Origin of the sequence: Haloarcula sp. Atlit-7R (genome assembly GCF_003666065.1) — an archaeon.
GTDB lineage: Archaea > Halobacteriota > Halobacteria > Halobacteriales > Haloarculaceae > Haloarcula > Haloarcula taiwanensis.
The window spans coordinates 23695-49581 of record NZ_QXIK01000004.1 but is presented as its reverse complement, the minus strand read 5'-3'; the positions used below and the strand labels follow the sequence as shown (position 1 = coordinate 49581).

General features: G+C 65.9%; 29 protein-coding genes. 17 read left to right on the top strand and 12 right to left on the bottom strand.

Annotated features, from left to right (window positions below):
• Nucleotides 1-104 precede the first annotated feature (104 nt).
• Together D3D01_RS10375 and D3D01_RS10370 are read left to right on the top strand one after the other, a co-directional pair.
• Nucleotides 105-986 (top strand): extracellular solute-binding protein, encoded by an 882-nt coding sequence (locus D3D01_RS10375; protein ID WP_121512145.1) that lies wholly within the window; start codon nt 105-107, stop codon nt 984-986.
• Nucleotides 961-1761 (top strand): ABC transporter permease, encoded by an 801-nt coding sequence (locus tag D3D01_RS10370; protein ID WP_121512144.1) that lies wholly within the window; start codon nt 961-963, stop codon nt 1759-1761. The genes D3D01_RS10375 and D3D01_RS10370 overlap by 26 nt, the downstream gene beginning before the upstream one ends.
• A 28-nt stretch (nt 1762-1789) precedes the next feature.
• Here D3D01_RS10370 and D3D01_RS10365 read toward each other — a convergent pair whose 3' ends face one another.
• Entirely contained in the window at nt 1790-2617 is an 828-nt protein-coding gene (locus D3D01_RS10365; protein ID WP_121512143.1) for a molybdopterin synthase, read from the bottom strand.
• Between the two features lie 165 nt (nt 2618-2782).
• Between D3D01_RS10365 and D3D01_RS10360 the strand changes: the two genes are divergently transcribed.
• The 3 genes from D3D01_RS10360 to D3D01_RS10350 all read left to right on the top strand — a co-directional run bounded on the left by D3D01_RS10360 (nt 2783) and on the right by D3D01_RS10350 (nt 4150).
• Complete coding sequence (locus tag D3D01_RS10360; RefSeq protein ID WP_121512142.1) at nt 2783-3442, top strand: helix-turn-helix domain-containing protein; 660 nt, start codon at nt 2783-2785, stop codon at nt 3440-3442.
• 73 nt (nt 3443-3515) lie between these two features.
• Nucleotides 3516-3866 (top strand): hypothetical protein, encoded by a 351-nt coding sequence (locus D3D01_RS10355; RefSeq protein WP_101350273.1) that lies wholly within the window; start codon nt 3516-3518, stop codon nt 3864-3866.
• A gap of 8 nt (nt 3867-3874) precedes the next feature.
• Entirely contained in the window at nt 3875-4150 is a 276-nt protein-coding gene (locus tag D3D01_RS10350) for a HalOD1 output domain-containing protein (protein ID WP_101350274.1), read from the top strand.
• Nucleotides 4151-4174: 24 nt separating this feature from the next.
• On the opposite strand, the gene moaC is transcribed toward D3D01_RS10350, so the two are convergent.
• The 6 genes from moaC to D3D01_RS10320 form a co-directional block, all read right to left on the bottom strand.
• On the bottom strand, nt 4175-4648 hold the full coding sequence (moaC, locus tag D3D01_RS10345) for a cyclic pyranopterin monophosphate synthase MoaC (protein WP_101350275.1): 474 nt from the start codon (nt 4646-4648) through the stop codon (nt 4175-4177).
• 44 nt (nt 4649-4692) lie between these two features.
• Entirely contained in the window at nt 4693-5253 is a 561-nt protein-coding gene (locus D3D01_RS10340) for a molybdenum cofactor biosynthesis protein B (RefSeq protein ID WP_101350276.1), read from the bottom strand.
• A 105-nt stretch (nt 5254-5358) separates the two neighbouring features.
• On the bottom strand, nt 5359-5877 hold the full coding sequence (locus D3D01_RS10335) for a TRAM domain-containing protein (protein WP_101350277.1): 519 nt from the start codon (nt 5875-5877) through the stop codon (nt 5359-5361).
• 138 nt (nt 5878-6015) lie between these two features.
• Nucleotides 6016-6333 (bottom strand): DUF5783 family protein, encoded by a 318-nt coding sequence (locus D3D01_RS10330; protein ID WP_101350278.1) that lies wholly within the window; start codon nt 6331-6333, stop codon nt 6016-6018.
• A gap of 120 nt (nt 6334-6453) precedes the next feature.
• The gene (locus D3D01_RS10325; protein WP_121512141.1) at nt 6454-7119 is read right to left on the bottom strand and encodes an HD domain-containing protein; all 666 of its coding nucleotides are present in this window, start codon (nt 7117-7119) and stop codon (nt 6454-6456) included.
• 85 nt (nt 7120-7204) lie between these two features.
• The gene (locus D3D01_RS10320; RefSeq protein ID WP_101350280.1) at nt 7205-7864 is read right to left on the bottom strand and encodes a helix-turn-helix domain-containing protein; all 660 of its coding nucleotides are present in this window, start codon (nt 7862-7864) and stop codon (nt 7205-7207) included.
• 179 nt (nt 7865-8043) lie between these two features.
• Between D3D01_RS10320 and D3D01_RS10315 the strand changes: the two genes are divergently transcribed.
• From D3D01_RS10315 to D3D01_RS10260, 12 genes are all read left to right on the top strand, one after another.
• Nucleotides 8044-8619, top strand: coding sequence for a hypothetical protein (locus D3D01_RS10315; protein WP_121512140.1), 576 nt, complete (start codon nt 8044-8046; stop codon nt 8617-8619).
• The gene (locus D3D01_RS10310; protein WP_121512139.1) at nt 8616-9272 is read left to right on the top strand and encodes a ubiquinol-cytochrome c reductase iron-sulfur subunit; all 657 of its coding nucleotides are present in this window, start codon (nt 8616-8618) and stop codon (nt 9270-9272) included. Before D3D01_RS10315 ends, D3D01_RS10310 begins: the two co-directional genes overlap by 4 nt.
• Nucleotides 9272-10666, top strand: coding sequence for a cytochrome bc complex cytochrome b subunit (locus tag D3D01_RS10305; RefSeq protein WP_121512138.1), 1395 nt, complete (start codon nt 9272-9274; stop codon nt 10664-10666). Before D3D01_RS10310 ends, D3D01_RS10305 begins: the two co-directional genes overlap by 1 nt.
• Nucleotides 10663-10845, top strand: a complete 183-nt coding sequence (locus D3D01_RS10300; RefSeq protein WP_101350284.1) for a hypothetical protein — start codon at nt 10663-10665, stop codon at nt 10843-10845. The genes D3D01_RS10305 and D3D01_RS10300 overlap by 4 nt, the downstream gene beginning before the upstream one ends.
• Nucleotides 10838-13696 carry a molybdopterin-dependent oxidoreductase gene (locus tag D3D01_RS10295; protein ID WP_121512137.1) on the top strand — a complete coding sequence of 953 codons (2859 nt, stop codon included), beginning with the start codon at nt 10838-10840 and terminating at the stop codon, nt 13694-13696. Before D3D01_RS10300 ends, D3D01_RS10295 begins: the two co-directional genes overlap by 8 nt.
• On the top strand, nt 13693-14769 hold the full coding sequence (locus D3D01_RS10290; RefSeq protein ID WP_101350286.1) for a 4Fe-4S dicluster domain-containing protein: 1077 nt from the start codon (nt 13693-13695) through the stop codon (nt 14767-14769). The genes D3D01_RS10295 and D3D01_RS10290 overlap by 4 nt, the downstream gene beginning before the upstream one ends.
• Nucleotides 14762-15595 (top strand): ethylbenzene dehydrogenase-related protein, encoded by an 834-nt coding sequence (locus tag D3D01_RS10285; protein WP_121512136.1) that lies wholly within the window; start codon nt 14762-14764, stop codon nt 15593-15595. The genes D3D01_RS10290 and D3D01_RS10285 overlap by 8 nt, the downstream gene beginning before the upstream one ends.
• Nucleotides 15595-16275, top strand: a complete 681-nt coding sequence (locus D3D01_RS10280; RefSeq protein ID WP_121512135.1) for a molecular chaperone TorD family protein — start codon at nt 15595-15597, stop codon at nt 16273-16275. Before D3D01_RS10285 ends, D3D01_RS10280 begins: the two co-directional genes overlap by 1 nt.
• Entirely contained in the window at nt 16272-17123 is an 852-nt protein-coding gene (locus D3D01_RS10275) for a phosphate ABC transporter permease (RefSeq protein ID WP_121512134.1), read from the top strand. Before D3D01_RS10280 ends, D3D01_RS10275 begins: the two co-directional genes overlap by 4 nt.
• Nucleotides 17120-17971, top strand: a complete 852-nt coding sequence (locus tag D3D01_RS10270; RefSeq protein ID WP_101350289.1) for a HEAT repeat domain-containing protein — start codon at nt 17120-17122, stop codon at nt 17969-17971. Before D3D01_RS10275 ends, D3D01_RS10270 begins: the two co-directional genes overlap by 4 nt.
• Before the next feature lie 2 nt (nt 17972-17973).
• On the top strand, nt 17974-19212 hold the full coding sequence (locus tag D3D01_RS10265; RefSeq protein WP_121512133.1) for a P-loop NTPase: 1239 nt from the start codon (nt 17974-17976) through the stop codon (nt 19210-19212).
• Nucleotides 19213-19404: 192 nt separating this feature from the next.
• Nucleotides 19405-20016: a trimeric intracellular cation channel family protein gene (locus tag D3D01_RS10260; protein WP_101350291.1), complete on the top strand. Its 612-nt coding sequence runs from the start codon at nt 19405-19407 to the stop codon at nt 20014-20016.
• Nucleotides 20017-20239: 223 nt separating this feature from the next.
• On the opposite strand, the gene D3D01_RS10255 is transcribed toward D3D01_RS10260, so the two are convergent.
• The 5 genes from D3D01_RS10255 to D3D01_RS10235 are packed head-to-tail and all read right to left on the bottom strand — an operon-like array spanning nt 20240 to nt 25688.
• A complete protein-coding gene (locus D3D01_RS10255; protein WP_121512132.1) occupies nt 20240-20827 on the bottom strand; it encodes a molecular chaperone in 588 nt (195 codons plus the stop codon).
• The gene (nrfD, locus tag D3D01_RS10250) at nt 20824-22125 is read right to left on the bottom strand and encodes an NrfD/PsrC family molybdoenzyme membrane anchor subunit (RefSeq protein ID WP_121512131.1); all 1302 of its coding nucleotides are present in this window, start codon (nt 22123-22125) and stop codon (nt 20824-20826) included. Before nrfD ends, D3D01_RS10255 begins: the two co-directional genes overlap by 4 nt.
• Nucleotides 22125-22955 carry a sulfate reduction electron transfer complex DsrMKJOP subunit DsrO gene (dsrO, locus tag D3D01_RS10245; RefSeq protein WP_121512130.1) on the bottom strand — a complete coding sequence of 277 codons (831 nt, stop codon included), beginning with the start codon at nt 22953-22955 and terminating at the stop codon, nt 22125-22127. The genes nrfD and dsrO overlap by 1 nt, the downstream gene beginning before the upstream one ends.
• Before the next feature lie 2 nt (nt 22956-22957).
• Nucleotides 22958-25453: a molybdopterin-dependent oxidoreductase gene (locus D3D01_RS10240; RefSeq protein WP_121512129.1), complete on the bottom strand. Its 2496-nt coding sequence runs from the start codon at nt 25451-25453 to the stop codon at nt 22958-22960.
• Nucleotides 25446-25688, bottom strand: coding sequence for a 4Fe-4S ferredoxin N-terminal domain-containing protein (locus D3D01_RS10235; RefSeq protein WP_121512128.1), 243 nt, complete (start codon nt 25686-25688; stop codon nt 25446-25448). The genes D3D01_RS10240 and D3D01_RS10235 overlap by 8 nt, the downstream gene beginning before the upstream one ends.
• Between the last annotated feature and the right edge of the window lie 199 nt (nt 25689-25887).

The following is a 25887-nucleotide window of genomic DNA, read 5'->3' as shown; positions in this document are numbered from 1 at the left end:
TACTACTTAGTTATAAAACACCGTGGTCAAAAATGTGAAAGGCGCCCTGTCAATACTGGGAACAACCCCAACACAGATGTACCCGAACAAGAAATGACCGAATAATGGCCCGACGTACCCGGCGTGCAGTGCTTGCGGCACTGGGAAGTGGTATCGCCGCAACTGCAGGCTGCGGGGCGTTCGGTCGAGGGCGAGTGGACGTGCTGGTCGCGGGGAGTCTGCAGAACGCAGCCAGTGAGACGCTCCAGGGCCAGACAGACATCGAGCTGGCCGTCGAAGCCCGCGGATCAGTACAGGCTGCTCGTCTCGTTGCCGACGGGAAACGAGACCCCGCTATTGTCGCCCTAGCGGACCCGACCCTGTTCAGCCGAGTCATGGACACTGCCTGGCACGCAGTGATCGCCGGCAACGAGATGGTGCTTGCGTACAACCCAGAAACGACCGACGGGACGCGCATCGCGGACGCAGAGCCGTGGTATGCCCCGCTTAGACGCGACAGCGTCTCGCTCGGCCGCACCGACCCGTCGCTCGACCCGCTTGGCTATCGAACGCTGTTCGTGCTGGCCCTCGCGGCGGACTATTACGACGAGCCCGACCTGTCCAATGCTATCCTTTCGCCGGACCAGACGTACCCCGAGACACAACTGCTCGCGCAGTTCGAGACGGGGGCCGTCGACGCCGCCTTCGTCTACCGGAGCATGGCGGTCGAACGCGACTACCCGTTCCGAGAGTTCCCGCCGGAGATACACCTCGGTGACCCCGCGCAGGCCGAACAGTATCAGGCCGCCAGCTACGAACTGCCGAACGGCACGATACTCACTGGCAGCCCTATCGAGTACGGGGCTGTCCGCCGTGCTGCTGCAGAACCGGCGCGTACAGCCTTCGAGGCAGTCCTGTCCGGAGACTGGCTCGCACCACACGGATTTACCGTCCGTCAGGCGTATCCTCGACTGGTGGGAGATGTCCCGAGCACTGTCACGCGGTGAGACCAGAGCCGGCCATACGGTCGGCGTGCGCGAGCTCGTTCCCGTTCTGGGAGCGGTGCTGCTCCTGTATTTCGTCGTTCCGGTGCTCGTGCTCGTTCTCACGTACTCCCCGACGGCGCTGCTGACGAGTCTGACAGAGACGTACGTCATCAACGCCGCAGTCACGTCTCTCGTTGCCGCACTCGGCAGTACGGTCATCGCTGTCGTGTTCGGCCTGCCACTGGCCTACTGGCTCTCGCGGACCACGAGTGTGCTGGCGACCGTCGCGATGGGTGCCGTCGTCCTCCCGCTCGTCCTCCCGCCAGTCGTCAGCGGGATGTTGCTGTTGACAGTCGTCGGCCCGAACGGACTCGGCGGTCTCACCGACCTGGCGGTGACGCGGTCGCTACTTGGCGTCATCGCCGCTCAAACGTTCGTCGCGTCGCCGTTTTTCGTCGTCACTGCCAAAGCCGCCTTCGATGGCATTGATGACCGGCTCGAAGAAGCCTCACGGTCACTCGGGCGCGACTGGGTTGGGACGATGCGCTCGGTGACGGTCCCACTCGCAAAGCCCGGGCTACTCGCCGGCCTCGTCCTGACGTTTGCCCGCGCGATGGGCGAGTTCGGCGCGACGATGATGCTGGCGTACTACCCACGGACGCTCCCCGTCCAGATATGGGCCTCGTTTATTTCGGACGGGTTGGACGCGGCGCTGCCGGTGGCGGTCGTCCTGCTGGGCGTCGCGCTCGGAACGCTGCTGGTGGTCCACGCGCTCCGGGCGACGCCGTGGCGGTAGCGGCCGGCAACGAGAAAAGAACGCCGACTTACCGCTCGTGGGCCCAGAACTCCTCGTCGACGGTGACTTCCTTCTTGAACAGCGGCACTTCCTCCTTGAGGCGGTTGATGCCGTCTTCGACAGCGCGGAACGCCTCGCCGCGGTGGCCGGCCAAGATGACGACGAAGACGATGTCCTCGCCGGCGTCGACCACGCCAGTCTTGTGGTGGAGGCGGACCGCGTAGACGCCGTCCCGCGCCTCGAGGTCCCGCCGGAGCGCGGCCATCTTCTCGGCGGCGACCTCGTCGTAACGTTCGAACTCCAGCAGTTCCGTCGGCGGGTCCTCCGGTCCCTCCTGTGCGCGGACGCGCCCTGTGAACGTCGCAATCGCGCCGGAGTAGACTTCGTCCGGGTCCCGCTTTACGTCCGCGACGAGCGTCTCCAGCGTGACGTAGGGGTCCCGTTCCTCCATCGCGGCGACGATGTCGTCGAGGTCAGCGTCCGAGCCGTGGGGCGCGCGGTGGAGGACGGGATCGGCGGCCTCGCGGTCGCCGAGGACCACCTTCGGGATGGTCGCCTCGGAGTACCCCTCGACGAGCGCGTAGTCGTAGTCGGGCGCAAGGGCGTCCAGCGTCTCTGTGAGCGTCCGCGACTGTCCCGTCGCGTACCACTCGCCGTCGTCGGTGAGCGCGACGGTCTCGGCCGCCCCGGCGTCGCGGTGTCTGGCGGTGTCCTTGCCAGCCGTGTCCACGTCCGGCGGGTGCGTACAGTGTTTCACCGTCGCGACGCGGCCGGACGAGGCGAGGCGCTCGGTCAGCCGCTCGACCAGCGTGGTCTTCCCCGTCTCGGAGTGGCCGACGATTCCCAGCACGTGCATGCGCGCCTCTAACACAGGAACATAGATAGGCCTTGTTCCTGACCGCGGGGCCGTGTCTACCGCTCGGCAGTAGCCGACGCGGTACCCGGCTCCTACCGGTCCGACGGGGGCATGCCGCGGGTGGTCGTACTCTATATTGATTACCTACCGGAGAATAGCGACGCTATGACTGTCGTGGCCGAGTTCACAATCGACTCGGACGAGTTCATTCTCGGGAAGGTGCTGGCGAGGGGCGACAACACGCACGTGGAGATGGAGCGGGTGGTGCCCGCCTCGGGACGGGTGATGCCGTACACCTGGGTCCACGGCGGCGGGTTCGACGAGTTCGAAGCCGCCGTCGAATCGAGCAAGTACGTCCAAGCACTGCGCTCGCTCGACCGCATCGGGGAAAGCGCCCTCTACCGCGTCGAATGGGCCGAGGACGTGGAGAGTCTCATCTACGGCATGGCGGAGACGAACGCCACGATTCTGGAGGCCAGAGGCAACGTCGAGTGGTTCTTCCGTATCCGGTTCGACGACCACAGCGGGCTCACGGACTTCCACAACTTCTGTACGGACCACGACATCGTGTTCCAGCTGGACCGCGTGTACACGCTCGCGGAGGAGTACGACGGCGGGTATATGTTCGACCTGACCGACTCACAGCGGCGGGCGCTGGTCCTGGCCGTCGAATCGGGCTACTTCGAGGTGCCGCGTGGCACGACGCTGGGCGAACTCGGGGCGGAACTCGGTATCTCGGAGCAGTCGGTCTCGGAGAGCATCCGCCGCGCGACCAACAAGGTACTCCACTCAGTGATGTTCGACTCGCCGAAATGGGAGCGATAACAGGCGTCGACATATAAATGGGTGATATAACAGGTAATAGTGCCTTACCCTTCCGGGACGTTCCTCAGAACAGATGTCCAAGAGAGAGACGCTGAACTGGAGTTCGGTCTTCGATTGCCTGGCGAACGACGAACGGCGGGCCATCCTGAGCTTCCTGGTCGACGAGGACGGCCAGGTGACGATAGACGACGTGGCCGGACACCTCGCAGTCGACGGCGACGACGACACCGCGGTCGGCCGGGCGCGCGTCCAGTTGCACCACGTCCACCTCCCGAAGCTCAACGCCGCGGGGCTCATCGTCTGGAGCCGCGACCAGGGCACCGTCCGGGAGACGACACTCGCGTACCAGCTCCCCGTCGGAGCCATCACGACCGCGCCGGTGACCACGGCCCAAGGTACTGAAACCCAACAGGTGAGCGACTGACGGAGACGATGGTCGATAGCACAGACAATAACGAGATCGTGGACGCGATGACCGAGCCGTACGACTCGGTCACCGGCGTCGTCGTCCGGGCCGTCTCGACAGCGAACGACTGCGACCCCCTCGACCTGCCGCCGCTGGCGGACACCGTCGACGGGGACGTTCTGGAGGCACTGTTCCCCGTGCCGGACAGCGACCTGACGGTGTCCTTCGAGTTCGCCGGCCGGGCCGTCGTCATCCAGAGCCCGGCGACGGTGTACGTACAGCCGGCGTCCCGGAGCGAGTAACCGGGGCGGTCCGCCTCGCAGGGCTTACCGCTCGACGGTTTTCTCGACGACACGGATGTCTTCGATGGCCGTGGTCGGGTACTCGCCGTCGGCGTCTTTCTCGTTTGCCTTCACCATATCCCAGACGACGTTGAGGCCGGTCGTCACGCCCTCCAGCGCTTCCATCTCGCAGCCGGTTTTGCCGACTGTCTCGACGGCAACCGTGAGTTCGACGGCCTCGTCGCCGACGGTGAACTCGACTTCGACGTTCGTGATGGGGATCTGGTGGCACATCGGCACCGTCTCCCACGTGTGTTTCACCGCCTGAATCGCGCCGATGCGGGCCGTCGTCAGCACGTCGCCTTTCTCCACCTCGTCGGCGTCGATGGCCGCCAGCGTGGACTCGGTGAGCCGAATCTGTCCGCGCGCGACTGCGCGGCGCTGGCTCTCGGCCTTATCGCCCACATCAACCATCTGTGCGTCCCCCTCCTCGTCGACGTGCGTGAACTCCTCGGGCATACCTCCCTGTAGCCGATGCCGGCCCAAAACCGTGCGGGTCCGTGCTACCGGCGGACGAGCCCCAGCAGGTGGCCCACAGCGGGCGCGACGAGTCGCTCCGCGCCCGTCCGAGCGGCGTTCTCGCTGCCGGGGAGACAGAACACCAGCCGGTCGTCGACGATGCCGGCGGTCGCCCGCGAGGCCATCGCCATCGGCCCGACTTCCTCGTAGGAGAGCCAGCGGAACAGTTCGCCGAAGCCGGGAATCGGCCGGTCAAACAGCGGTTCGATGGCGTCGACAGTCACGTCGTCGGGCGTGAGACCAGTCCCGCCGGTCGTCAGAACCACGTCGACCCCGTCATCCAGCAGGCTGGCAACGGCGTCTTCGATAGCGTCCATCTCGTCTGCGACGAGCCGACGCTCGGCGATCTCGTGGCCCGCGGCTTCGCAGGCCGCAGCGATGCTGTCACCTGCTGGGTCGTCGTCCAGCGTTCGCGAGGTCGAGACGGTGAGGACGCCTATTTCAACCCCTTCAGCGTCGTGGGCGTGATGGTCGTCGTGGGTGTGTTCCCTGTGGTCGTGTCCCACCTCGCTGTCGTTGGCGTCCTCGTCGTGGTCGTGTCCCATACAAGGGATGACAGTCGGCGGCAAAATATACCCTCGGCTGCGTGGCCGGCGGTCGCACTAACTCTAGCAGCGTCCACGACAAGTGCCAGTCGATATGAGCGGTGCTTATTCGTAGTATGGGAGCCGTTCGACGATCTCAGCGAAGGCCACGTTCTCGCGGACCTGATTCATTTTGACACGGAGGCGCTCCCCCACATCGGCGTCGGAGACGATAACGACGTACCCGCCGTCGATACGTGCGACGCCGTCGCCCTTGTCGCCGATGTTGTCGATTTCGACGACACGCGTTTCACCCTCAGCAACGGGCGGGGACGACGGTTCGAACTCAGGTTCCCCGCCCGGTTTGTCGGACCGGGAATCGGACTGGGTCTCAGACTTGGATTGTGAATTGGACCGAGGCCCGGGCTCCGAGTGGGAATTGGACCGAGGCTCGGGACTGGATTGAGACGGTGACTGGGGTGTGGGTGCCTCGGCCGCCGGCTCGAACAGCGCGATCCGGTACAGCGTCTCGGAGGCCAGCGTTCCCAGTTCGACCTCTTGTTTCGGAATCTCGATCACGTACGAGTCGTTGTGCTCCTCGACGGGTGCGGTAAAGAGACAGTGAAGATCTGAATCGGTCGCCATTAGTATAATTGGTTCGGCTAGGACCGGAACTGCATTGATTCTGGTGTTTTCGATCCGCCGGGCCGACCGCTACCGGAGGGGAGGCGAACAGGCTGTGCACGCCCGCTATCGAGCGAGCCGTCGGGCAGCGATCGGGGATTACTCGAACTCGAACAGCCGACGGAGCTCGCGCTCGATGGCGTCAGTGAACGCCGACAGCACTGTGTCGAACGTCGCTTCGTCGCCCGGCAGAGACTGCGCACGCGCCGCAGTGTCGTCGGGCAGCCGGATGCTGAACGTCCCGTCCCCCTCGTACACCGGCTCGCTCTCGCTGAGAATCTGCCGGTCTATCCCGCGAAGGACTTCGGAGTCGTACTGCCCATGCAGTTCCTGATACGCGTTCGAGTACGCCGCTTCGAGCTCCTCGAAGTAGTAGGCGTACTTCTCGTCGAATTTCTCGGCGTCGAACTCGGTCATGGCTGCAGTGTCGCCGGGGCGAGGGTAAAGGGTTCCGTGCCGCCGGGGACAGCACACCCGGTCGAGACCGACGCGCTCGAAGTCGGGTTTCGGTGCCTATCGGCTCCGGCCGGACACCGGCTATCGCTCCCCTGTAACCCCGATTTCACCGGCGAATTGCGTGAAGAACTCGTCCATGAATTCCCGACGCTGCTGACCAAGACGCCGGCCGGGGTAGGTGTACAGCATATCGACGCGTTCCTGCGCCCAGTCCCGGAGAAGTGCGATATCCGGAGAATCGGTGGACTCGACATCGGTAGCTGACGTGTCATCGATGACCGCGTATTTCTCACCCATCCGCCCGGACCGCTCGCCGACGATACAGGCCAGTCGAATGAGGCCGCGCGCGCCGGCAGCGTCCAGCTTGTCCGCGTCGAAGAGGAGTTTCGCCTCCAGCGTTTCCGGTTCCGGGGAACTCACCCGGATACTGTGTGTTCGGATACAGTGTTTCAGACGGCCGATTCGATCAGGTTCCACACCTTCGGCCGCGAGTAGTTGCGCGGCTTCTGCTGTGGCCCATTCGTCGTGGTCATCGATGTCACCGGCCCGCTCCCGGGGCCGACCGATATCGTGGAGCCACGCCGACGCGGCGAGGATATCCCGGTCGACCGAGCCGTCGCAGTCGTCCGCGAGTCGAAGTGCGATGTCTCTGACTCGCTTGGCGTGAAACTGGTCGTGGGCTGGGAGGGCGTCTTCGTAGTACGGGACCGACAGTGTTCGAGCGAGGGGACCAAGTTCCTGTGTCATTGGCAGCGGTGGCACCTCGCGTTCGGGCTGAAATAACTGCTGTGAAATACGTCTGCATCGTTGACATTTTTCGAGGGCGTGCCACTCAGCGGGCGTCAAGCAGGTCGTCGAGGAGCTTCCGCTGGGCGGCAGCGAGGTGTTCGGTGAACGTCGAGGTAGAGATGTCCAGCGCGTCGGCCACGTCGCCGGCGGTCGCCTCGCGCGGGTGCTCGAAGTACCCCATCTCGTGGGCCCTGGTCAGCACCTCACGCTGGCGGCTGGTCAGTTTTGCTCGGTCGAGGACGACCGGCTGGTCCGTCTCTGTGGACGTGTCCTCCAGTAGCCGTCGGAGTTTGACCGTCTCACCCTCGGATTCGAGGTCGTCGACGATGTCTCGCAGGGTCGGGATGTCGTCAACGAGGAACGTGACGACGATGGAGTCGGTGTCTGCCGAGAACTCCTGAACGACGCAGCCGGCTGCTTCGATACGTTCACACACGCAGCCCTGTCCGGCTGCCCGAGACAGCTGAAACACGTGTCGCTGGTCGTAGGCGAACACGTGGTCGGCGCTTGGGTCTGCACTCTGTAGCACTGACGGCGTTCCCTCACTGCCTTTGAGCGTGAACTCTTCGACAACCCGGCCAGCACCGCCACTCGTTGCGCTCCGGGAGACTGACGACACCGACCACTCCTCGTCAGCGTGCGGTTGCACCTGACACGACCGAGGGCCGAACACTTCGACCTCGGCAAGCATTCGGCCCGACATGTGTGGGGAATCCCCCGGCTAGCATAAAAGAGTCTGTGCGAACATGTTCGTATAAAAAACCGCCATATAATGGGCCTAAGATGTCGGGCTGGCAGTTCATCGGGGTGCTGGGACAAACCCCGAACACAGCGACGCAGATAGCCGTTCGAATCGCTGGCGAACCGAGATGACACAAGATTATGAGACGCAACACGATACTCATCGGTCTGTTGATAACGGCGGTGCTGCTGCCGATGTGGTACGTCGCATTGCACGGCGAGCCACCGTCGGAGGAAATCGCTATCGACGAGAGCGTCAGCGACATCCGGCCGCTCGAAGGCCCGGTCGAGACGCCGAACAAGCTGTCGCCGAGCCAGGTCGGCGTCGTCGTCTGGGTCGCCCTGTTCGGCCTCGTGGGCGTGCTGACGGCCGCCCACCAGTTCATGAACAGAGCGGTCCGGCCACCCGACGACGCCGAACCGGTCACCGACGGCGGAACCGTCTCGCTGCCGTGGCTCGACACGGAGAACCGCTGGGTCGTCGAGTACCACGACGCCTCGGACGCCATCGAAGGACTCGTCGCCATGAGCGGACTGACGGTCCTGTCTATCGTCTTCGCGGCGTTGTTCACCGGCGAGTACCTCACGCTCGCCCGGACCCAGTACTTCGGGCTGTACGCGACCGGGATGTTTCTCTCGCTCGCGCTCTCGACGGTCGCGTACTACGCCTGGTTCATGCCGCACGTCGAAGTCGCCGAACTCAGGGGGCACGAATGATAGAGTATCCGAAACCCGATGAAGACGACGAGGAACAGGGCGACGACTGCTCGTGTGACGGGGCCAGCGGTACGTCCCCCACGCTGTATGGGGACGCCCGCGCGGAGCTTCGCCGCCGGGACTTCGCGAAGTTCCTCGCGACCGTCGGCGGTCTGACTGCCGTCGCCAGCCTCACCGCACCCCTTGCCAGCACCACGCAGGTGTTCGAGCGAGGGTACAAGGGGCCGGTGTACTCCGACGGCATCCACCTCGTCGACGGCGAGGGCGAGCGCATCACGGAAAGCCGGCTCTCCGAGGGCGAACATATGACCGTGTTCCCGGAGCCCCGGCCCGGCATCGAGGACGCACCGACGCTGCTGGTGCGCTACGCCGAGTCCGACTACGGTAGCGGCGTCGCGGAGGGGTTCACCGTCAGCGGCTACGCCGCCTTCTCGAAGGTGTGTACCCACGCCGGCTGTATGGTCTCCGACAGGGAGGAGGACCTGGTCGTCTGCCCCTGTCACTTCGGGAAATTCAACGTCCTTGAGGGCGCAGCGGTCAGCGGCGGCCCGCCGGGGCGGGCGCTCCCGCAGCTCCCGATTACCGTGACCAGCGACGGATTCCTCGTCGCCACGGGTGACTTCGAGGGGCCAGTCGGCCCCGGAGGTGGATAATGTCCCGCGCCAAAGCCGTCTACGACTGGTTCGACACCCGCCTCGACCTGGAGAACGGCCAGACGTTCCTCGGCAAGGCGTTCCCGGCCGAGGACTCGTTCCTGCTGGGGGAGGTGGCGCTGTTCTGTTTCCTCCTCCTGATCCTGTCGGGGGTCTTCCTCGGGTTCTTCTTCGAACCCTCCACGTCCGACGTGGAGTACGACGGCAGCGTCCAGAAGTTCCAGGGCGAGGAGATGCCCGAGGCGTTCGTCTCGGTGTTGCACATCACCTACGACGTGCCCTTCGGGATGTTCATCCGCCGGCTCCACCACTGGGCGGCTCACCTCTTCGTCGCCTCGATAGGGTTGCACATGTTACGGGTGTTCTTCACCGGGGCGTACCGTAATCCGCGGGAGCCGAACTGGGTCGTCGGCACCGGGCTGGCGGCCCTGTCGATGGGCGCGGCCTACACCGGCTACGCCCTGCCGTTCGACGAGTTCGCCGCCACCGCGACCAGCATCGGCTACAACCTCACCATCTCCATCCCCCTGTTAGGTGATTTCCTCGGCCAGGTGGTGTTCGGAGGGGAGTTCCCCTCCAGCGCCACTATCCCGCGGCTGTACTTCCTGCACGTCCTCGTGATACCGGCGGCTATCGCCGTGGGGCTGGCCGTCCACATGGCCATCCTCATCCGGCAGAAACACACCGAGGCCCCGCGGGACGGCGACGTGACGGCCGGCCGCAAGCCCGTCGACGAGGAGGACGGCGACATCATCATCGGCCTGCCCGCGTTCCCGAATCAGGCCGCCGTCTCGGCGGTGGTGTTTTTCGTCACCGCGGCAACGCTGTCGGCGCTGGCGGGCCTGCTGCCGGTCCACAACGTCGCCGAGTACGGCCCGAACGACCCCGCGTCCACGCCGGAACTCATCATGCCGGACTGGTTCCTGATGTGGGTGTACGGCTTCCTGAAGCTCCTGCCACAGATCAGCTTCAACGTCGGCCCCGCCCACATCAACGGGGAGTTCGTCGGCGGCATCGTCCTCCCGGGACTGGTGTTTGCCGCGGTCGCAATCTGGCCGTTCATCGACCGTACCGAGCCGACACATTTCACCGCGGACCCGCTGGACCGCGCCTGGCAGACCGGTGTGGGCGTGGCCGCCGTCGCGTTCATCATGATAGCCTCCATCGCGGGGATGAACAACATCCTCGCGGGCCAGGTGCTTGGGACGACGACCGGTGTGGTCAACCCCATCCTGACGGCCGCGCTGCTGGTCGTCCCGCCCGTCTTCGGCGGGATTACGTACCTCCTGTTGCGCGACGGAGAGCCGTCGCCGTCCCGGGAAGGGGACGTGGCCGCCGACGGCGGCGCTGTCGACAGCGACGCGGACGCCACCGAACGGGAGGGAGACGGATGACGACGAGCGTCGAACTGAGCGAGCGACAGTATCGCCTGCTGGATACGACGAGTAAACTGGTCGGCCTCGCGCTGGTCGCCGCCGGCCTCGAAGTCGGCGGCAGCACATCGACCGGCATCGCACTAGCCGTGGCCGGCACTGCCTGTGCGACTGCGACTGTGTTCATCACCAATGAGTAGACACGACCCGACCGACGACGAGGCGGACAGTGCTGGAATCAGTCGCCGCGACTTCGTGCGCGGCCTCGGAGCCGCGTCGCTGCTGGGCGCAACGGGGCTGTCCTTCGCCGACGACGGCATGGACGGCCTGCAAGCGGTCGACGACCCCATCGGCAATTACCCGTACCGGGACTGGGAGGACCTCTACCGCGACGAGTGGGACTGGGACTCCGTCGCCCGCTCGACCCACAGCGTCAACTGCACTGGCTCCTGTTCCTGGAACGTCTACGTCAAGGACGGCCAGGTCTGGCGCGAGGAACAGGCCGGCGACTACCCGACCTTCGACGAGAGCCTCCCGGACCCAAACCCGCGTGGCTGCCAGAAGGGGGCTTGCTACACCGACTACGTCAACGCCGACCAGCGCGTGCTCCACCCGCTCCGGCGCACCGGCGAGCGCGGCGAGGGCCAGTGGGAGCGGATTAGCTGGGACGAGGCGCTGACCGAAATCGCCGACCACGTCATCGACGAGGTACAGGCGGGTCGGTACGACGCGATTTCCGGGTTCACGCCGATTCCGGCGATGTCCCCGGTGAGCTTCGCCTCCGGCTCCCGGCTCGTGAACCTGCTCGGCGGCGTCTCCCACAGCTTCTACGACTGGTACTCGGACCTGCCGCCGGGCCAGCCGATTACGTGGGGCACCCAGACCGACAACGCCGAGTCCGCCGACTGGCACAACGCCGACTACATCATCGCCTGGGGGTCGAACATCAACGTCACGCGCATCCCCGACGCGAAGTATTTCCTCGACGCCGGCTACGAGGGCGCAAAGCGGGTCGGTATCTTCACCGACTACTCCCAGACGGCCATTCACACCGACGAGTGGCTCTCGCCCCACGGCGGCAGCGACACCGCGCTCGCGCTTGGGATGGCCCAGACCATCGTCGACGAGGGGCTGTACGACGAGGAGCATCTCAAAGAGCAGACCGACATGCCGCTGCTCGTCCGGGAGGACACCGGCAAGTTCCTCCGGGCCAGCGAAGTCGGCCTCGCCGAGGACGCCGACGACCCCGAGAAGGTGTTCGTCATGGTCGACGCCGACGGCACCCTCCGGCGCGCGCCCGGCTCGCTGGGCGAACGGGACGGCCAGAAGGACTACTCGGCGAGCATCGAACTCGACTTCGACCCGCAGTTGTCGGTCGAGCGGACCGTCGAGACCGACGCGGGCAGCGTCGCAGTCCGGTCGGTCTGGGAGAACCTCACTGACGAACTCAGCCAGTATACGCCGGAGTTCGTCCACGAGGAGACCGGGGTCGGCGAGAACACCTACCAGCGAGTCGCCCGCGAGTTCGCCGAGGCCGACGCGGCCAAAATCATCCACGGCAAGGGCGTCAACGACTGGTACCACAACGATCTGGGCAACCGCGCCATCCAGTTGCTCGTGACGCTGACGGGCAATCTGGGCGACCCCGGCACCGGCCTGGACCACTACGTCGGCCAAGAGAAGATCTGGTCGTTCCACGGCTGGAAGGTGCTCTCGTTCCCGACCGGCAGCGTCCGCGGGGTCCCGACGACGCTGTGGACGTACTTCCACGCCGGCATCCTCGACAACACCGACCCCGACACCGCCGAGAAGATACGCGAGTCCATCGACGAGGGATGGATGCCGGTCTACCCCGAGGAACGCGAGGACGGGAGCCGGCCGGACCCGTCGACGATGTTCATCTGGCGGGGCAACTACTTCAATCAGGCCAAGGGCAACGTCGCCGTCGAGGAACAGCTCTGGCCCAAACTCGACCTCGTCGTCGACATCAACTTCCGGATGGACTCGACGGCGATGTACTCGGACATCGTCCTGCCGGCGGCCAGCCACTACGAGAAACACGACCTCTCGGAGACGGACATGCACACCTACGTGCACCCGTTCACGCCGGCCGTCGAGCCGCTGGGCGAGGCCAAGACCGACTGGGAAATCTTCCGCCTGCTCGCCGAGAAGATACAGGAGCGGGCCCGTGAACGGGGCGTCGAGCCGGTCGAGGACCGGAAGTTCGACCGGACCATCGACCTGACGACCATCCACGACGACTACGTCCGCGACTGGGAGACCGGCGAGGAGGGGGCGCTGGAGGAAGACAGGGCCGCCGCGGAGTTCATCCTCGAACACTCCGAGGAGACCAACCCCGAGGACACCGACGAGCAGATCACGTTCGACGACATCGACGAGCAACCACAGCGGTTCCTCGAAGCTGGCGACCACTGGAGTTCCGACATCAAGGAGGGGGAGGCGTACGTCCCGTGGCAGGACTACGTCCACGACAAGAACCCCTGGCCCACCTTCACCGGCCGTCAGCAGTACTACATCGACCACGACTGGTACCTCGAACTCGGCGAGGAACTGCCGACCCACAAGGAAGGCCCGGAAAACACCGGCGGGGACTACCCGCTGTCGTACAACACGCCCCACGGCCGGTGGTCCATCCACTCGACGTGGCGGGACGACCCCAAGATGCTCCGTCTCCAGCGGGGGGAGCCGGTGGTGTACATCAACCCCGAGGACGCCGAGGAGCGCGGCATCGAGGACGGCGACACCGTCGAGGTGTACAACGACCTCGGGGCCGTCGAGGTGCAGGCCAAAATCTACCCGTCCAGCGAGCCGGGGACCGTCCGGCACTTCTTCTCCTGGGAGAAGTTCCAGTACCCCGACCGGGACAACTTCAACACGCTCGTCCCGATGTACATGAAGCCGACCCAGCTAGTGCAGTACCCCGAAGACACCGGCGAGCACCTGCACTTCTTCCCGAACTACTGGGGGCCGACGGGGGTCAACAGCGACGTGCGCGTCGACGTCCGACCGACCGGAGGTGACAGCGAATGAGCACCGACCAACAGGACGAACAGGGCGAGGACGATACGCTGGTCAACGTCGCCGACGGCGTCGACCACCAGGTCGCGATGGTGATGGACCTGAACAAGTGCATCGGCTGCCAGACGTGTACTATCGCCTGCAAGAGCCTCTGGACGGAGGACGGCGGGTCGGAGTACATGTACTGGAACAACGTCGAGACCAAGCCCGGCGAGGGGTACCCGCGGGGCTGGGAGGACTCCGGCGGCGGCTGGGAGTCCAGCGAGCACTCCGACCGCTCACCTGGCGAGATTCCAGACGAGGAAGACTACGGCCGCGCCTGGGAGTTCAACCACAGCGAAATCATGTACGAGGGCAGCGACGAGCCGCTCCGGCCCCGCGAAGGCGCGGAATGGGGCCCCAACTGGGACGAGGACCAGGGGGCCGGCGAGTACCCCAACAGCTACTACTTCTATCTCCCGCGCATCTGCAACCACTGTACCCACCCCTCCTGTGTCGAGGCCTGCCCGCGCTCGGCGCTGTACAAGCGCCAGGAAGACGGCATCGTTCTCGTCGACCAGGACCGCTGTCGGGGCTACCGCTACTGCGTCGAGGGCTGTCCGTACAAGAAGGTGTACTACAACACCGTCTCGAAGAAATCGGAGAAGTGCATCTTCTGTTACCCGCGCATCGAGGGCGAAGGTCCCGATGGAGAGACGTTCGCGCCGGCCTGTGCCGAGGAGTGCCCGCCCCAGCTCCGGCTGGTCGGCTTCCTCGACGACGAGGAGGGTCCGATTCACAAGCTTGTCAACGAGTACGAGGTTGCCCTGCCGCTCCATCCGGAGTTCCGGACCCAGCCCAACGTCTACTACATCCCGCCCTTCGCGCCCGGCCAGCACACGGAGGACGGGGAGACAGTCGACATCGACCGCATCCCACGACAGTACCTCCGGGACCTGTTCGGCGACGGCGTCGACCAAGCCCTCGACACCATCGAGCGCGAGCGCCAGCGGGCCCGACAGGGCGAAGACAGCGAACTGATGGAACTGCTCCAGGACAAGAACCCGGCCAAACAGTACCGATTGGAGGTCTTTGACGATGACTGACCACCGACACACGCTCACACTCACGGCGGTGCTGGCGGGGCTCATCGTCGTTTCGACGGTGGCCGCGCCGATGGCCAGCGCCCGGCCAGCACACGAAATCCCGGTTTCGGAGGTATCGACGGCCGACCTCGCACAGCCGGACGCCGACGGGTGGACGGGGGTGCCGGCCTCTGACGTGCCGCTTTCGAGCGCCCCGAGTAGCGTCCCGAACGCCGACGACACGTCCGTCGAGACGGTCGACGTGCAGGCGGCCCGGACTGACGAGCGCCTGTACGTCCGTCTGCAGTGGCACGACGCGACACGGGATACAAACGCCAGCGCCACACGGGCGTTCGCCGACGCGGTCGCGGTCCAGTTCCCGGTCAACACGAGCTCCCGGCCGCCGATAGCGATGGGCGGCCCGGACAACCGCGTCAACGTCTGGTACTGGAGCGGGTCGACCGGGACGCAGGAACTGCTGGCCGGCGGAGTCGGTTCGACAACCGCCTTCGAGAACCCGACCGTCTCGGCCAACGCGAGTCACAGCGGCACCGGCGGCAACGCCACCTGGACGGTGGTCTACTCGCGCCAGCTTGACGCCCCGACCGAGAACCGGACCGACCTGCAGACCGACGGCGACCTCGACGTGGCCTTCGCCGTCTGGAACGGCTCCAACGGCGAGCGGTCCGGCCAGAAAGCGGTCAGCGAGTGGCACTACTACCCGTTCAGCGGCGGCCCGCAGGGCCCGCCCTACGAGACGCTGCTGTGGACCGTCGCCGGTATCGCCATCGTCGCTGTCGTCGGCGTCACCGGCTTCGGCATCTATCGGACACGGGGGGTCGAGTGATGGCGAGCACGCCAGCCGACTCGATAGATGACCTCGATGAGACTGCCGCTGCCCGCGGCGCGGTGTACGCGACGCTCGCCAAGGCGTTCGAGTACCCCGAGGAGTCGTTCCACAGCGCGGCGGCCGACGGGACGCTGGAAGCGGATTTGCAAGCGTGTCTCGACCGGACAGGCCTCGACGTGACCGTCCCGTCGCTCACCACCGGTGATGACTACGAGACGCTCGCGGCCCGCTACAACGACATCTTCGAACTCAGCTACAGCGAGTACACCGATCGCACCGACGGCTCGCTGGAGGCCGAGGGGCCGCCAGTCCCGCTGTACGAGTCCAAATACCGGCCGGACCACTCCTGGAACGACGTGAATCTCGACCTCTCGCGGGCCTACAGCCACTACGGCCTCGAAATCGACCAGGAGACCCGGGACAACCACGACGCCGTGACCTACGAACTGGAGTTCGCGGGCTACCTGGCCCGCCGGGAAGCCGCCATCGGAGACGACGCCGCAAGTGCCAGGCTTGACTTCCACGACCGCCACCTCGGCCACGCCGCGGCCGGCGTCGCCGACCGGCTGGCCGACGAGCCGGGGACCGACATCTACGGCGGCTTCGGCGAACTGCTGGAGGCGTTCGTCCGGGCCGACCGAAACGACCTCGCGGACCGACTGGAGGGGAAGCGATGACAGCCACCTTCCAGCAGCGAGTCCGGCCGCTACTGCTCGGCGGGGACCGCTCGCTCGCGGACCTCGCGGTCGGCACGGCGGCCGTCGCGGTGGCCGCCCGCTACCTCGCGGTTCTGTTCGTCAACGCGCCGGGATACGGGGTCCCGGTCGCGCCCGGCCCGTTGACGGTCGCGTCCACGGCCGTCGTCGCCGCCGCGGCGGTCACCGTCGCCGTCACCGACGCCGACCCGGCCGCCGGCGTCGGCCTGCTGTTCGTCGGCGTGTTCGGCCTGCTGTCCCTCGTCAGTAGCGCTGTGGCGCTCCCGGCGGCCGCCGCCGTCGTCCTCGGGACGGCGACGGTCGCGGCGGTCTCGGGCCGACGGCTGGACCCCGTCTCGGCGGCCGCGACCGCCCTGCTCGTCGCGGCGCTGAGCGTCGGGCTGGCGAGCGGCGTCGGCGGCTGGACGGGGCTCCGACCGGCGGCCTCGACCGCGGCGCTGCTCGGGGTCGCGGCGACGCCGGCGTTCGCCGCGACGGACTGGCGATCGCTGTCGACGGCGGACTGGGGCGCGATACTCGGCGGCGTCGCCGCCTTCGCCGTCGTCCTCGCGGTCGGCCGCGCCGTCCCGTTCGTCACCGGCGCGGTCACGCTCACCGGCAGCGGCGTTGTCGGAACGAGCCTCCCGGTGGTAGCACTGGCCGCGGCCGGCGCGGTGACGACGGCCAGCGCCGCCAGCCGGACCCGCCGCTGGACGCTGCTTGCCGGCGTCGCGCTGGTCGCGTTCGCCGGCGTCCCGGCCTCGCTCCCGCGGGCGCTCCCGTTCGCGCTCGGGGTCGCCGCGCTCACGCGCGGGGAGGGACAGCCATGACTGGGTGCCACGACGACGACGAGTTCGAGAAGCACCTCGAAGAGGACCCGGACCCGCAACTGGACCCCGAGCGCAGCCCGGGCCTGCACACCGACATCGAGGCGCTGGAGGACATCGAGGTGAGCCGCGAAGACGTGACGATTGGCGAGGCGACACCGGAGGAACTGGCCGCGAGCGACACCGAACCTGTCGAGGACGACGCGGCGGCGTCGCTGCTGTCCGACATCGAACACGGGGAAAAGACCGAGCGCCGCCGCGCCGCGCTCGAACTCAAAGACCGCGCGTCCACCGGCGAAATCGTGGCGGCACTGGCCCGCGCCGCGACGACCGACGACGACAGCGACGTGCGCCAGTTCGCCGTCGAGGCGCTGACCGCCCACGGCGGTGAGCGGGCCGCAGCGGTGGCGGTGGAACTGCTTTCCGACCCCGACCCGTGGGTCCGGGCCGAAGCCGTCGTCACGCTCGACAACGTCGACCGCGAGGCCCACGAAGAGGATATCGCGGCCGCTATACACGACGACCACCACGCGGTCCGGCGCAACGCGGCCATCTCGCTGTTCAAACTCCGTGGCGAGGGGATGGCCGACCTGCTGTTAGAACAGAGCCGCGACGACAGCGAGCGGGTCCGCGAGTGGGCCGCGCACATGCTCGGCGGCGTCGACGAGGACCGCGCTCGCGAGCGACTCCGCGAACTCACCGACGACCCGGCAACCGTGGTCCGCCAGACCGCCGAGCGGTCCCTCGAAGCGGACCCCGGACGGTTCCGGCGGCAGTTCGGCGGCGCGCTGGAGAACGACGCCCGACTCCTGCCCGGCGAAGACAGACTCAATCGGATGCCCGACCTCTGACGATGACTGACGGAACGCCCACCACACTGACCGACCGTATCGAAGCCGCACTGCGAGACGTGCGCGACCCGAACGCCGACCTCTCCGTGTTCGACGCGGGCTTCGTCGAGAACATCGACGCGGCCGACGGCGACGTGACGATTGAGGCCGACCTGACCGCGCTTGACGGCGGGACGAGCACGCAGGTCGTCCAGGCGATGCTGCACGCGGTCGACGACGTGGACGGCGTCGACAGCGTCCACGTCGAGCGGACGACGCCAACGAGCGAGAGGCAGGCCGGTGTCGAGTCGTTCGACCACGTTATCGCCGTCGCCAGCGCGAAGGGCGGCGTCGGCAAGTCGACGGTCGCCACGCATCTGGCCTGCGCGCTGGCCGCCGACAGCGACGTGGCGCTGTTCGACGCCGACATCCACGGCCCGAACGTCCCCGAGTTGCTTGACGTGAGCGGCCCGGTCCACTCCAGCGAGGAGGGCGACCCGCTCCCGGTCCGAGCGGGCGACATGGACGTGATGAGCGTCGGCCTGATGGGAAGCGGCGCGCCGCTGGCCTGGCGCGGCGCGATGGCCCACGACGCCCTCGACGACCTGTTCGAGAACACCGCATGGCGCAACGACGAGATACTGGTGCTTGACCTGCCCCCCGGAACCGGTGACGTGGTGCTGACGACGCTACAGGAGGTCCCCGTCGACGGAGTCGTCGTCGTGACGACGCCGTTTCACGCCAGCGTCAGCGACACAAGCCGGACGGTCGAACTGTTCCGCGACAACGACGTGCCGGTCCTGGGAACCGTCGTCAACATGGCAGAGTACGTCTGTGAGTGCTGTGGCGAGCCCAACGACCTGTTCACCGGTAATGCGCTTGAAGACCTCGACGCGGAGGTGCTGGCCGAACTCCCGTTCTCGCAGGACCTGCAGGGGACGCCAGCACCCGGCGACGTGCCCAGCGCGGTCAGCGATTTGGGGGATGCCGTGGAATCGGCCCTCGACACCGCCGGCGAGGTGGGCGTCGAACCAACCGCCGATATCCGGGGCCTGCCGCCACAGGAACGCAAGGATCTGGTTCGAGAGCAGTTCACCGCGCTGGACAGCGGCGAGTCGTTCGTCCTCGTCAGCGACCGCGACCCGACGCCGGTCGGGCAGTTCCTGGGCCGGCTCGCGGAGGCCCCGCGAGAAGCCTTCGACCCGTTCGAGGTCCGCCGAGCGACACCGTCCGACTGGGTGCTGGAGACTGTCAAGCCGTAGGACGGTCGCTGGCAGTCGACAGTGATAGCCGGGGACATACCTCGCGGGCAGGACTAAAGGCATAATTGTCCGCACCCGTAGTAGTAGCATAATGACCGCGATACTCGTGACAGCGGGTCGACTCCCCCGGGGTCGCGCACGCACCGTGCCCCGGCGGGTCGGAGGGGTAGCGTGACCGACGCGTTTGCGGTGATGAACGCTATCGGGCTGGTCGGGTTCGCGTTCGTCGGCGCGGCGAAGGCTGTCGAGGAGCGCTACGACGTGTTCGGCGTCACGGTCGTCGGCGTGATGACGGCGCTGGGTGGCGGGACGACGCGGGACCTGCTGTTGAACCGCGTTCCGAACTCCCTGCAGTCGCCCGGCGAAGTGGCCCTGTCGCTCCTCGGCGTCGCCGCCGCCGTTTTGCTCGTGCATTTCCTCGACGACGGCCACCAGCATCCGGTCGTCCTGACGGCCGACGCCATCGGGCTGGCGGCGTTCACCACCACCGGAGCGCTGCTGGGTCATCAGGCCGGCCTCCCGGTGTTTGCCGTCGTCGCGCTGGCGACGGTCAACGCGGCCGGCGGCGGGGCGATATCGGACCTGCTGCTGGGCCGGACGCCGTTCATCCTCCGCGAGGACTTCTACGCGTCCTGTGCCGTTATCGGTGGTCTCGCCTTCTGGGCGCTGGCACAGATGGGCGTGCCGCTCAGCGTAGCATCGGCCGGGTGCGCGCTCGCGGTGCTGTTGGCCCGGGGGCTGGGCATCGGTCGCGGATGGTCGCTCCCGACGGTGCAGGCGTGGGAACGACGCGACGCACAGTAGGACCGCGCCGCCGCTCCGGATTCTCGTCTGTCATGCCCCGCTCTCCTGCATCCGCTGGGCTTCGTCGCTGTGACCGACTGTGCGACCGCCTGCGGGAGCTGTCTCTCGTACTCGTCGCGATGGCGATGACGGCGCACACGACTCTGAGCGGGTATTGACCGCGAAAATGGATGAGGAAACAGTCAGCCGCCGCGACGAACCCGGTCAGTGCCCCGCAGGTCCGCTATTGCCCGAGCATCTCCCGGGTCGTGGCTGCCAGTGACGCGTAGAACGCTTCGCGTGTCTCTGCCTCGACGTGGCCGAGGAACTCGTCAGCCCACGCATCAAGATGCTCCGCACGGAACTGGGAAAGCCGTTCGTCGAGACCCGCTTCTGCCAGATAAGCGGCGAACTCCAGTTCGGTCGCAATGTGGTCCGGGAGGTCCGGATGGTCGGCCACAGGCTGGACGCCGAACTCCCGGTACCAGCGCACGACAGCCATCGTAGCTGGTCCCTTGACCGGGCCGAGTTCGTCCGGGTCGTCGCCGTCGCGATAGACGCTCTCGTAGGGTGGACACGGTGGCCCTTCCGGCCCGATAAACAGCCGGGTGTACTCGGCGCTGAGACGGCGAAGGTCAACAGAGCCAACGTCGCCGACTACCGGGACCAGTTCGCCGGTCTCGACGGCTTCGACCAACTGTTCGGTCGGTTCCCGCCAGCATTCGGCGAGGACGGCGTAGGTCGCTGCGGCGTCCGAGCGGAATCCGTCGCTGTCTGTGCTGCGCTCGGATGCTCGCTCACGCTTGGCGGGGGCATCAGTCTGTCCAGTCATTGTCGCTCCTGTCGACCGCCGTCAGTCGCGTACGACTCCGGTTTCTCGACTCGCTGAATCGGGACGTATTTCAGGCCGAGCGTGACGATGAGTGCGCCGAAGGCGACGATACCGAGGGTGACAACCACCTCGACCAGCGTCGGGGTGTAGGCCCCCGCAGTCGCCCAGATGTCTGTCGTGATGCCGGCGTACTCGCCACCGGTCGAGATGCCCGGTGGGAGGTCGATGTTAGCGACTTCGTATCCCGTGAACACCAGCCGGATCCCTTCGAACATCGTGCCGAAGACCGCGAGGAGGCTCGCGGTGAAGATGACCGACACGCGCTTCCGAAGCGATGGAATCATCAGCATGATGAGCGGGACTGCCCCGCCGACGACGGTCCAGAGCCAGAAGTAGACGGACTCGCCGATGAGGAAGCTGCTGGTGATGGCCCAGAACTCGAAGTGGTTCGCCCAGGCGTGGGGCAGTCGCTCGGCCGCAAGCAGGTAGACCACGTGCAGCGCGAGGAAGATGCCGAGTATCTTCCCGAGACTCGTGAGTTCCTCGCGGTCGACCTCGTAGTTCGTGAGCCGGTCTGCGAGTACCGACACGACCAGCAACAGCCCGAGCCCGGAGACAAGCGCCTTGGCGATGAACACGGGTGCGACGAGGGGGCTGAACCAGTCGCCACGTCCGATCTGCGTCGCGAAGATCCACCCGGTCACTGAGTGGAGTGCGACGGCGGTCGGGAGGGCGAGTGCCGCGGTCCAGAACATGAGCGTGCGGTCACGCTCGCGTCCGGCGTCGGTGTCATCGACACCCAGTGCGAGCGGCGACCCCCGCGCAGCAAGGTCGCGGCGAGTCAAGAGCCACAGATACCAGAGGTTTAGCACGCCATAGAGGATGACAATGCCGAAGTCCCACACCATCGGCGAGCGGAAGTCCGGCGAGGTGACAAACTGGTAGAGCCGCTCGGGCCGCCCGATGTCCGGGAGGATGAGCAGGCCCGCGACGGTGATACAGGCGAGACTGACCAGCACGCCGAGCCGTGCGAACCCCTCGTAGCGGTGTGAATGGAAGAACTTCGGTGCGCTGGAGATGATGAGCCCCCCGGCAGACAGCCCGACGAACAGGACGAACATCATGATGTACAGCCCCCACGAGAAGACGTTGCGCATCCCCGTGGCGACCAGCCCAGTGGTAAGTTGGTAGCCCCAGGCTGCCAGTCCAGCGACCATGAGGGTCGCGAGCAGCCCGAGCCACAGCTTTCCTTTCGTCCCGAAGGCCGGAATCGCGATCCGTGACGAGTCAGCGGCCATCAGTCATCACCTCCGGACCCCACTGCCGGGACGTGTGGATCTGCATCACCCACGATGGAGTGGTGGCTGCCACCCGAGCCGCTACTGTCGCTGCCACCGGCCTCAGATGGCACGTCCTCGGTCCCATCGGACCACGGAGAAACATCGTCGAGTTCGCTCTCCATCTTATCCGACGTCTGCGGCCGACCGGGACTCATCTCGCCGCTGATGTAGTGCGTCTTCGGGTCCGTTCCGCGGTCTTCGAGGAGCTGGTCCGTCTCGTACTCGTTGATGTACTTCGAGACGGTACTCCCCTCGTCGTCGAGGTCGCCGAAGATGCGTGCGTCGGCCGGGCAGTTGACGACACAGGCCGGGTCGAGTCCCTCGTCGACGCGGTGGCTACAGAACGTACACTTCTCGACGACGCCCTGTGGCCGCGTGGCAACGTCGCCCGTCCCCTCCTCGGGCATCTGCTCGGGTTCGTCCCAGTTGAACACCCGCGCGTTGTACGGGCAGGCGGCCATACAGTAGCGACAGCCGATGCACTTGTCGTAGTCGATCTCGACGATCCCGTCGTCCCGGGTGTACGTCGCGTTGACCGGACAGACCTTCACGCAGGGGGCGTTTTCGCAGTGCTGGCACGCCGTCGGCTGGTACTCCATATCCAGCGACCCGCTACCCCCGTCTTCGGGGTAGCCACCGGACGGGGTGTCGATCTTGTCGCCGCCCTCCGTCAGGACACGGTTCCAGAACTGTCCCATCGGGACGTTGTTCTCCTGTTTACACGACACTGCGCATGCCTGACAGCCGATACACCGCTCCTGGTCGATTACTAGGCCGTAGTTCGTCATCGTTAGTCACCTCCTGCGCGTGGTGCGTCGGCACCTGCTCCGCGCGGGTTATCGGTTTCGTACTTATCCGTGTCGACATCATCGGGGGCGGGTTCGACTTCGACCCGGACATCGTAGAACGCCATCGTCTGGCCGACCTCGCTGACCTCGTTGTGCGTGAGGTCGTTGTGGTGGCCCGCGATGTAGTCGCGTGACCACCACCCCTGGTCAGTGTTTACCAGCCCCGGCTGGAACGCCTCGTTGTACTTCGCCTTCACGATCATCTCGCCGCGGTCGTTGTACACCCGGACGTACTCGCCGTCCTCGATACCACGAGCTTTCGCATCCGATGGATGGATGTCCAGCTGCGGCTCGGGGTTGACCTCACGCACCCAGTTCAGCATCTCGTACTGCGAGTGGATGCGGAACCGACTGTGCTTCTGCATGAACATCAGCGGGTACTCGTCGGCCTTTTCGTAGTCGTCAGCTGTCCGGTCTTCGAGTGGGCGGGGAACGTCGAACGTGACGCCCTCTTCGCTCGGCGCATCGTCGTCGTACATCTTGATGCGCCCCGTGTCAGTGGGGAACTCGTCGGTGTATTTGACGATGGGAACGTTCTGTTTCTTTTGCGTCCCCTGTTCGAACAGCGTCTCGAAGTCGATTGCATCGTCCCGGCTGGCGAGTTCCCGGAGCATTTCGCGTTTCGTCTCCGGGAAGTAGTCGCCGAATCCGAGTCGCTCTGCGAGCCCGCGGATCGCGTAGTAGTCGTCTTTGGCCTCCCACATCGGCTCCTGGACCTTGTGTCGATAGCTGATGTGTGGATGGGACCCCCAGCTGGACGTGATGTCCTCCTGCTCGAACCAGTGTGGGGCCGGGAGGATGATGTCCGCATGCTGGACCGTATCCGTGTGGTGCATATCCGCGACCACGTACAGTTCAAGGCTCCTGATGGCCTCTCTGAACCGTTGCCGGTCCGGGAACTGGTTGCCCATCATGTTCGACTCAATCGAGTAGACGGCCCTGACCTTGTGTGGATCACCGTCGAGTATCGCGTCCGGGTACTCGGGGAAGAACAGCGACGGGCCGGGGTCAGCGTCCTCGGGAGCGCTCCAGCCACCGGCGCTGAGCGTCGCACCGCCGGCGTGGTGCGCGTGGATGTTCCCGTGCCGGCCGTAGTCACCGGTCAGCCCCATCAGCATCGCATAGGTCTGGCCGAAAATGTGCCCGTGTTTGTACCGTCCAAGCGCGTAGCTCGGGGCGATGCCACCGGGGCCGCGAGTCGCCAGCCATCGGACTGCAGTGCGGATATTCTCCGCGTCGACACCGGTCTTCGTCGCGACTTTCGATGGCGCGTAGGCAGCTACGTGGTCACGGAGCCGGGTCAGTGCTGTCTCACATTCGATGCCGTTGACGGTGAACTCTCCGAAGAGTGCGTACGGGCCGTCGGTCTCGGGTTCGAGTTCGACTGGCGTGTTGCTGCCCCGTTCGACGGCGACAACCTGGTCGTCGCTGCCGTCGTCGAAGACGGCACTCGACTTGAGTAGGTCGCCGGTGTCTTTTCGGATTAGCGCGGGACCGGTCGTCCGCTTGCGAAGGAACTGTTCGTCGTACGTCCCGTCTTCGAAGACAGTGTGCATCATCGCAAGCGCAAGATGCACATCTTTCCCGGGCTTGACCGGAAGCCACAGGTCGGCTTTCGACGCTGTCGTCGTGTACACCGGGTCCACCACGACAAGTTTCGCCCCACTCTCGACGGCGTCAAGAATCTTCGAAGCGTCCATCTGGAACTGACTGGAGAAGATGTCCGACCCCCAGACGATGATGGTGTTCGCGTTCTCCCAGTCCTCAGCCTCGTTCGTCGGCGGAAGAAAGAACCCAGTCCCGGTGACCCGGTTGAATCCGCGACCGACGTTGGCGTCGATACCCCAGGCAGACTGGGTTGCGCCAAACAGAGCGGCCAGACGGCTGAACGACTTACCCGTCTGCCCATAGTTCCCCGACCCCTCGTGGAAGAGGACGCTCTCTGCGCCGTGGTCGTCTTTCAGGGACTGCATCTTGGCGGCGACCAGATCAAGCGCCTCGTCCCACGAGACGCGCTCGAACTCGGCGTCCGGACCGCGTCCGTCGGGGTTTGGCGCGTCGGGCGACCAGTCTGTGCGCTTCATCGGGTACTTCAGTCTTGTCGGGTCGTACACACGCTGGGTGTGTGAGAGCCCGAGCACACAGGCCCGCTTGTACTGCTCGTCTTCCGGCGGATGTGGCTCGACCTTCTTCACCTGGCCGTCGCGGACGTGGACGTCGATGGGACACTTCCCGCGACAGTTCGGCGAGCAGACGGTCTGGATGACCTCGTTTTGCCCGACGTAGCTCTCGATACCGGAATCGCGGTTTGACGGCCCGGTTCCGTCTCCGCTTTCGGCCAGCGTCTGGAAGAACTCGCCCCCGCCAAGACCGAGGGCAGCGGCTGCTCCGCTGGCTTTCAGTACGTCACGTCGGTAAACGCCGTCGTCGTCAGTCATCGTCGAATCCCTCAGGTTTGGTCGGCCGCTCGTCTTCACCGAACTCCGCCAGTACCTCCTCGTGGTACTTTTCATGGAATTCGGCGTCGCTCAGTTCCCCGTTCGAGACGCGAATCGCGTCACGAGCCATCCGTAGCCCCAACTCAGTGTCGTACTCGACGCCGTCAAGCATCGCTGTTGCTTCATCTTCCCACTCATCAATCGGCGTCAATCTCGGCTGCTGTGGGTTATTCATGGCTCTAGTTGTCGATTTCTTTCGGACCTCGGTAGGACGCGCGCTGTATTATGAAGGGATTTAAGTACCGGCGGGTGTGCCCGTCCGCGGTCAGACCGATCGAGCGTATGCCAGAGACCCGGGACATAGCCGAAACAGACACTCGGAGAACGCTCTGTTCACGCGCAAGTCGTTCGGTGACTGGGGGAAGTCTCTCCGT

Excerpts from the sequence above, each read along its gene's own strand:
- D3D01_RS10375 (WP_121512145.1), top strand. The coding sequence starts at position 105 with ATGGCCCGACGTACCCGGCGTGCAGTGCTTGCGGCACTGGGAAGTGGT.
- D3D01_RS10370 (WP_121512144.1), top strand. The coding sequence starts at position 961 with ATGTCCCGAGCACTGTCACGCGGTGAGACCAGAGCCGGCCATACGGTC.
- D3D01_RS10365 (WP_121512143.1), bottom strand. The coding sequence starts at position 2,617 with ATGCACGTGCTGGGAATCGTCGGCCACTCCGAGACGGGGAAGACCACG.
- D3D01_RS10360 (WP_121512142.1), top strand. The coding sequence starts at position 2,783 with ATGACTGTCGTGGCCGAGTTCACAATCGACTCGGACGAGTTCATTCTC.
- D3D01_RS10355 (WP_101350273.1), top strand. The coding sequence starts at position 3,516 with ATGTCCAAGAGAGAGACGCTGAACTGGAGTTCGGTCTTCGATTGCCTG.
- D3D01_RS10350 (WP_101350274.1), top strand. The coding sequence starts at position 3,875 with ATGGTCGATAGCACAGACAATAACGAGATCGTGGACGCGATGACCGAG.
- moaC (WP_101350275.1), bottom strand. The coding sequence starts at position 4,648 with ATGCCCGAGGAGTTCACGCACGTCGACGAGGAGGGGGACGCACAGATG.
- D3D01_RS10340 (WP_101350276.1), bottom strand. The coding sequence starts at position 5,253 with ATGGGACACGACCACGACGAGGACGCCAACGACAGCGAGGTGGGACAC.
- D3D01_RS10335 (WP_101350277.1), bottom strand. The coding sequence starts at position 5,877 with ATGGCGACCGATTCAGATCTTCACTGTCTCTTTACCGCACCCGTCGAG.
- D3D01_RS10330 (WP_101350278.1), bottom strand. The coding sequence starts at position 6,333 with ATGACCGAGTTCGACGCCGAGAAATTCGACGAGAAGTACGCCTACTAC.
- D3D01_RS10325 (WP_121512141.1), bottom strand. The coding sequence starts at position 7,119 with ATGACACAGGAACTTGGTCCCCTCGCTCGAACACTGTCGGTCCCGTAC.
- D3D01_RS10320 (WP_101350280.1), bottom strand. The coding sequence starts at position 7,864 with ATGTCGGGCCGAATGCTTGCCGAGGTCGAAGTGTTCGGCCCTCGGTCG.
- D3D01_RS10315 (WP_121512140.1), top strand. The coding sequence starts at position 8,044 with ATGAGACGCAACACGATACTCATCGGTCTGTTGATAACGGCGGTGCTG.
- D3D01_RS10310 (WP_121512139.1), top strand. The coding sequence starts at position 8,616 with ATGATAGAGTATCCGAAACCCGATGAAGACGACGAGGAACAGGGCGAC.
- D3D01_RS10305 (WP_121512138.1), top strand. The coding sequence starts at position 9,272 with ATGTCCCGCGCCAAAGCCGTCTACGACTGGTTCGACACCCGCCTCGAC.
- D3D01_RS10300 (WP_101350284.1), top strand. The coding sequence starts at position 10,663 with ATGACGACGAGCGTCGAACTGAGCGAGCGACAGTATCGCCTGCTGGAT.
- D3D01_RS10295 (WP_121512137.1), top strand. The coding sequence starts at position 10,838 with ATGAGTAGACACGACCCGACCGACGACGAGGCGGACAGTGCTGGAATC.
- D3D01_RS10290 (WP_101350286.1), top strand. The coding sequence starts at position 13,693 with ATGAGCACCGACCAACAGGACGAACAGGGCGAGGACGATACGCTGGTC.
- D3D01_RS10285 (WP_121512136.1), top strand. The coding sequence starts at position 14,762 with ATGACTGACCACCGACACACGCTCACACTCACGGCGGTGCTGGCGGGG.
- D3D01_RS10280 (WP_121512135.1), top strand. The coding sequence starts at position 15,595 with ATGGCGAGCACGCCAGCCGACTCGATAGATGACCTCGATGAGACTGCC.
- D3D01_RS10275 (WP_121512134.1), top strand. The coding sequence starts at position 16,272 with ATGACAGCCACCTTCCAGCAGCGAGTCCGGCCGCTACTGCTCGGCGGG.
- D3D01_RS10270 (WP_101350289.1), top strand. The coding sequence starts at position 17,120 with ATGACTGGGTGCCACGACGACGACGAGTTCGAGAAGCACCTCGAAGAG.
- D3D01_RS10265 (WP_121512133.1), top strand. The coding sequence starts at position 17,974 with ATGACTGACGGAACGCCCACCACACTGACCGACCGTATCGAAGCCGCA.
- D3D01_RS10260 (WP_101350291.1), top strand. The coding sequence starts at position 19,405 with ATGAACGCTATCGGGCTGGTCGGGTTCGCGTTCGTCGGCGCGGCGAAG.
- D3D01_RS10255 (WP_121512132.1), bottom strand. The coding sequence starts at position 20,827 with ATGACTGGACAGACTGATGCCCCCGCCAAGCGTGAGCGAGCATCCGAG.
- nrfD (WP_121512131.1), bottom strand. The coding sequence starts at position 22,125 with ATGGCCGCTGACTCGTCACGGATCGCGATTCCGGCCTTCGGGACGAAA.
- dsrO (WP_121512130.1), bottom strand. The coding sequence starts at position 22,955 with ATGACGAACTACGGCCTAGTAATCGACCAGGAGCGGTGTATCGGCTGT.
- D3D01_RS10240 (WP_121512129.1), bottom strand. The coding sequence starts at position 25,453 with ATGACTGACGACGACGGCGTTTACCGACGTGACGTACTGAAAGCCAGC.
- D3D01_RS10235 (WP_121512128.1), bottom strand. The coding sequence starts at position 25,688 with ATGAATAACCCACAGCAGCCGAGATTGACGCCGATTGATGAGTGGGAA.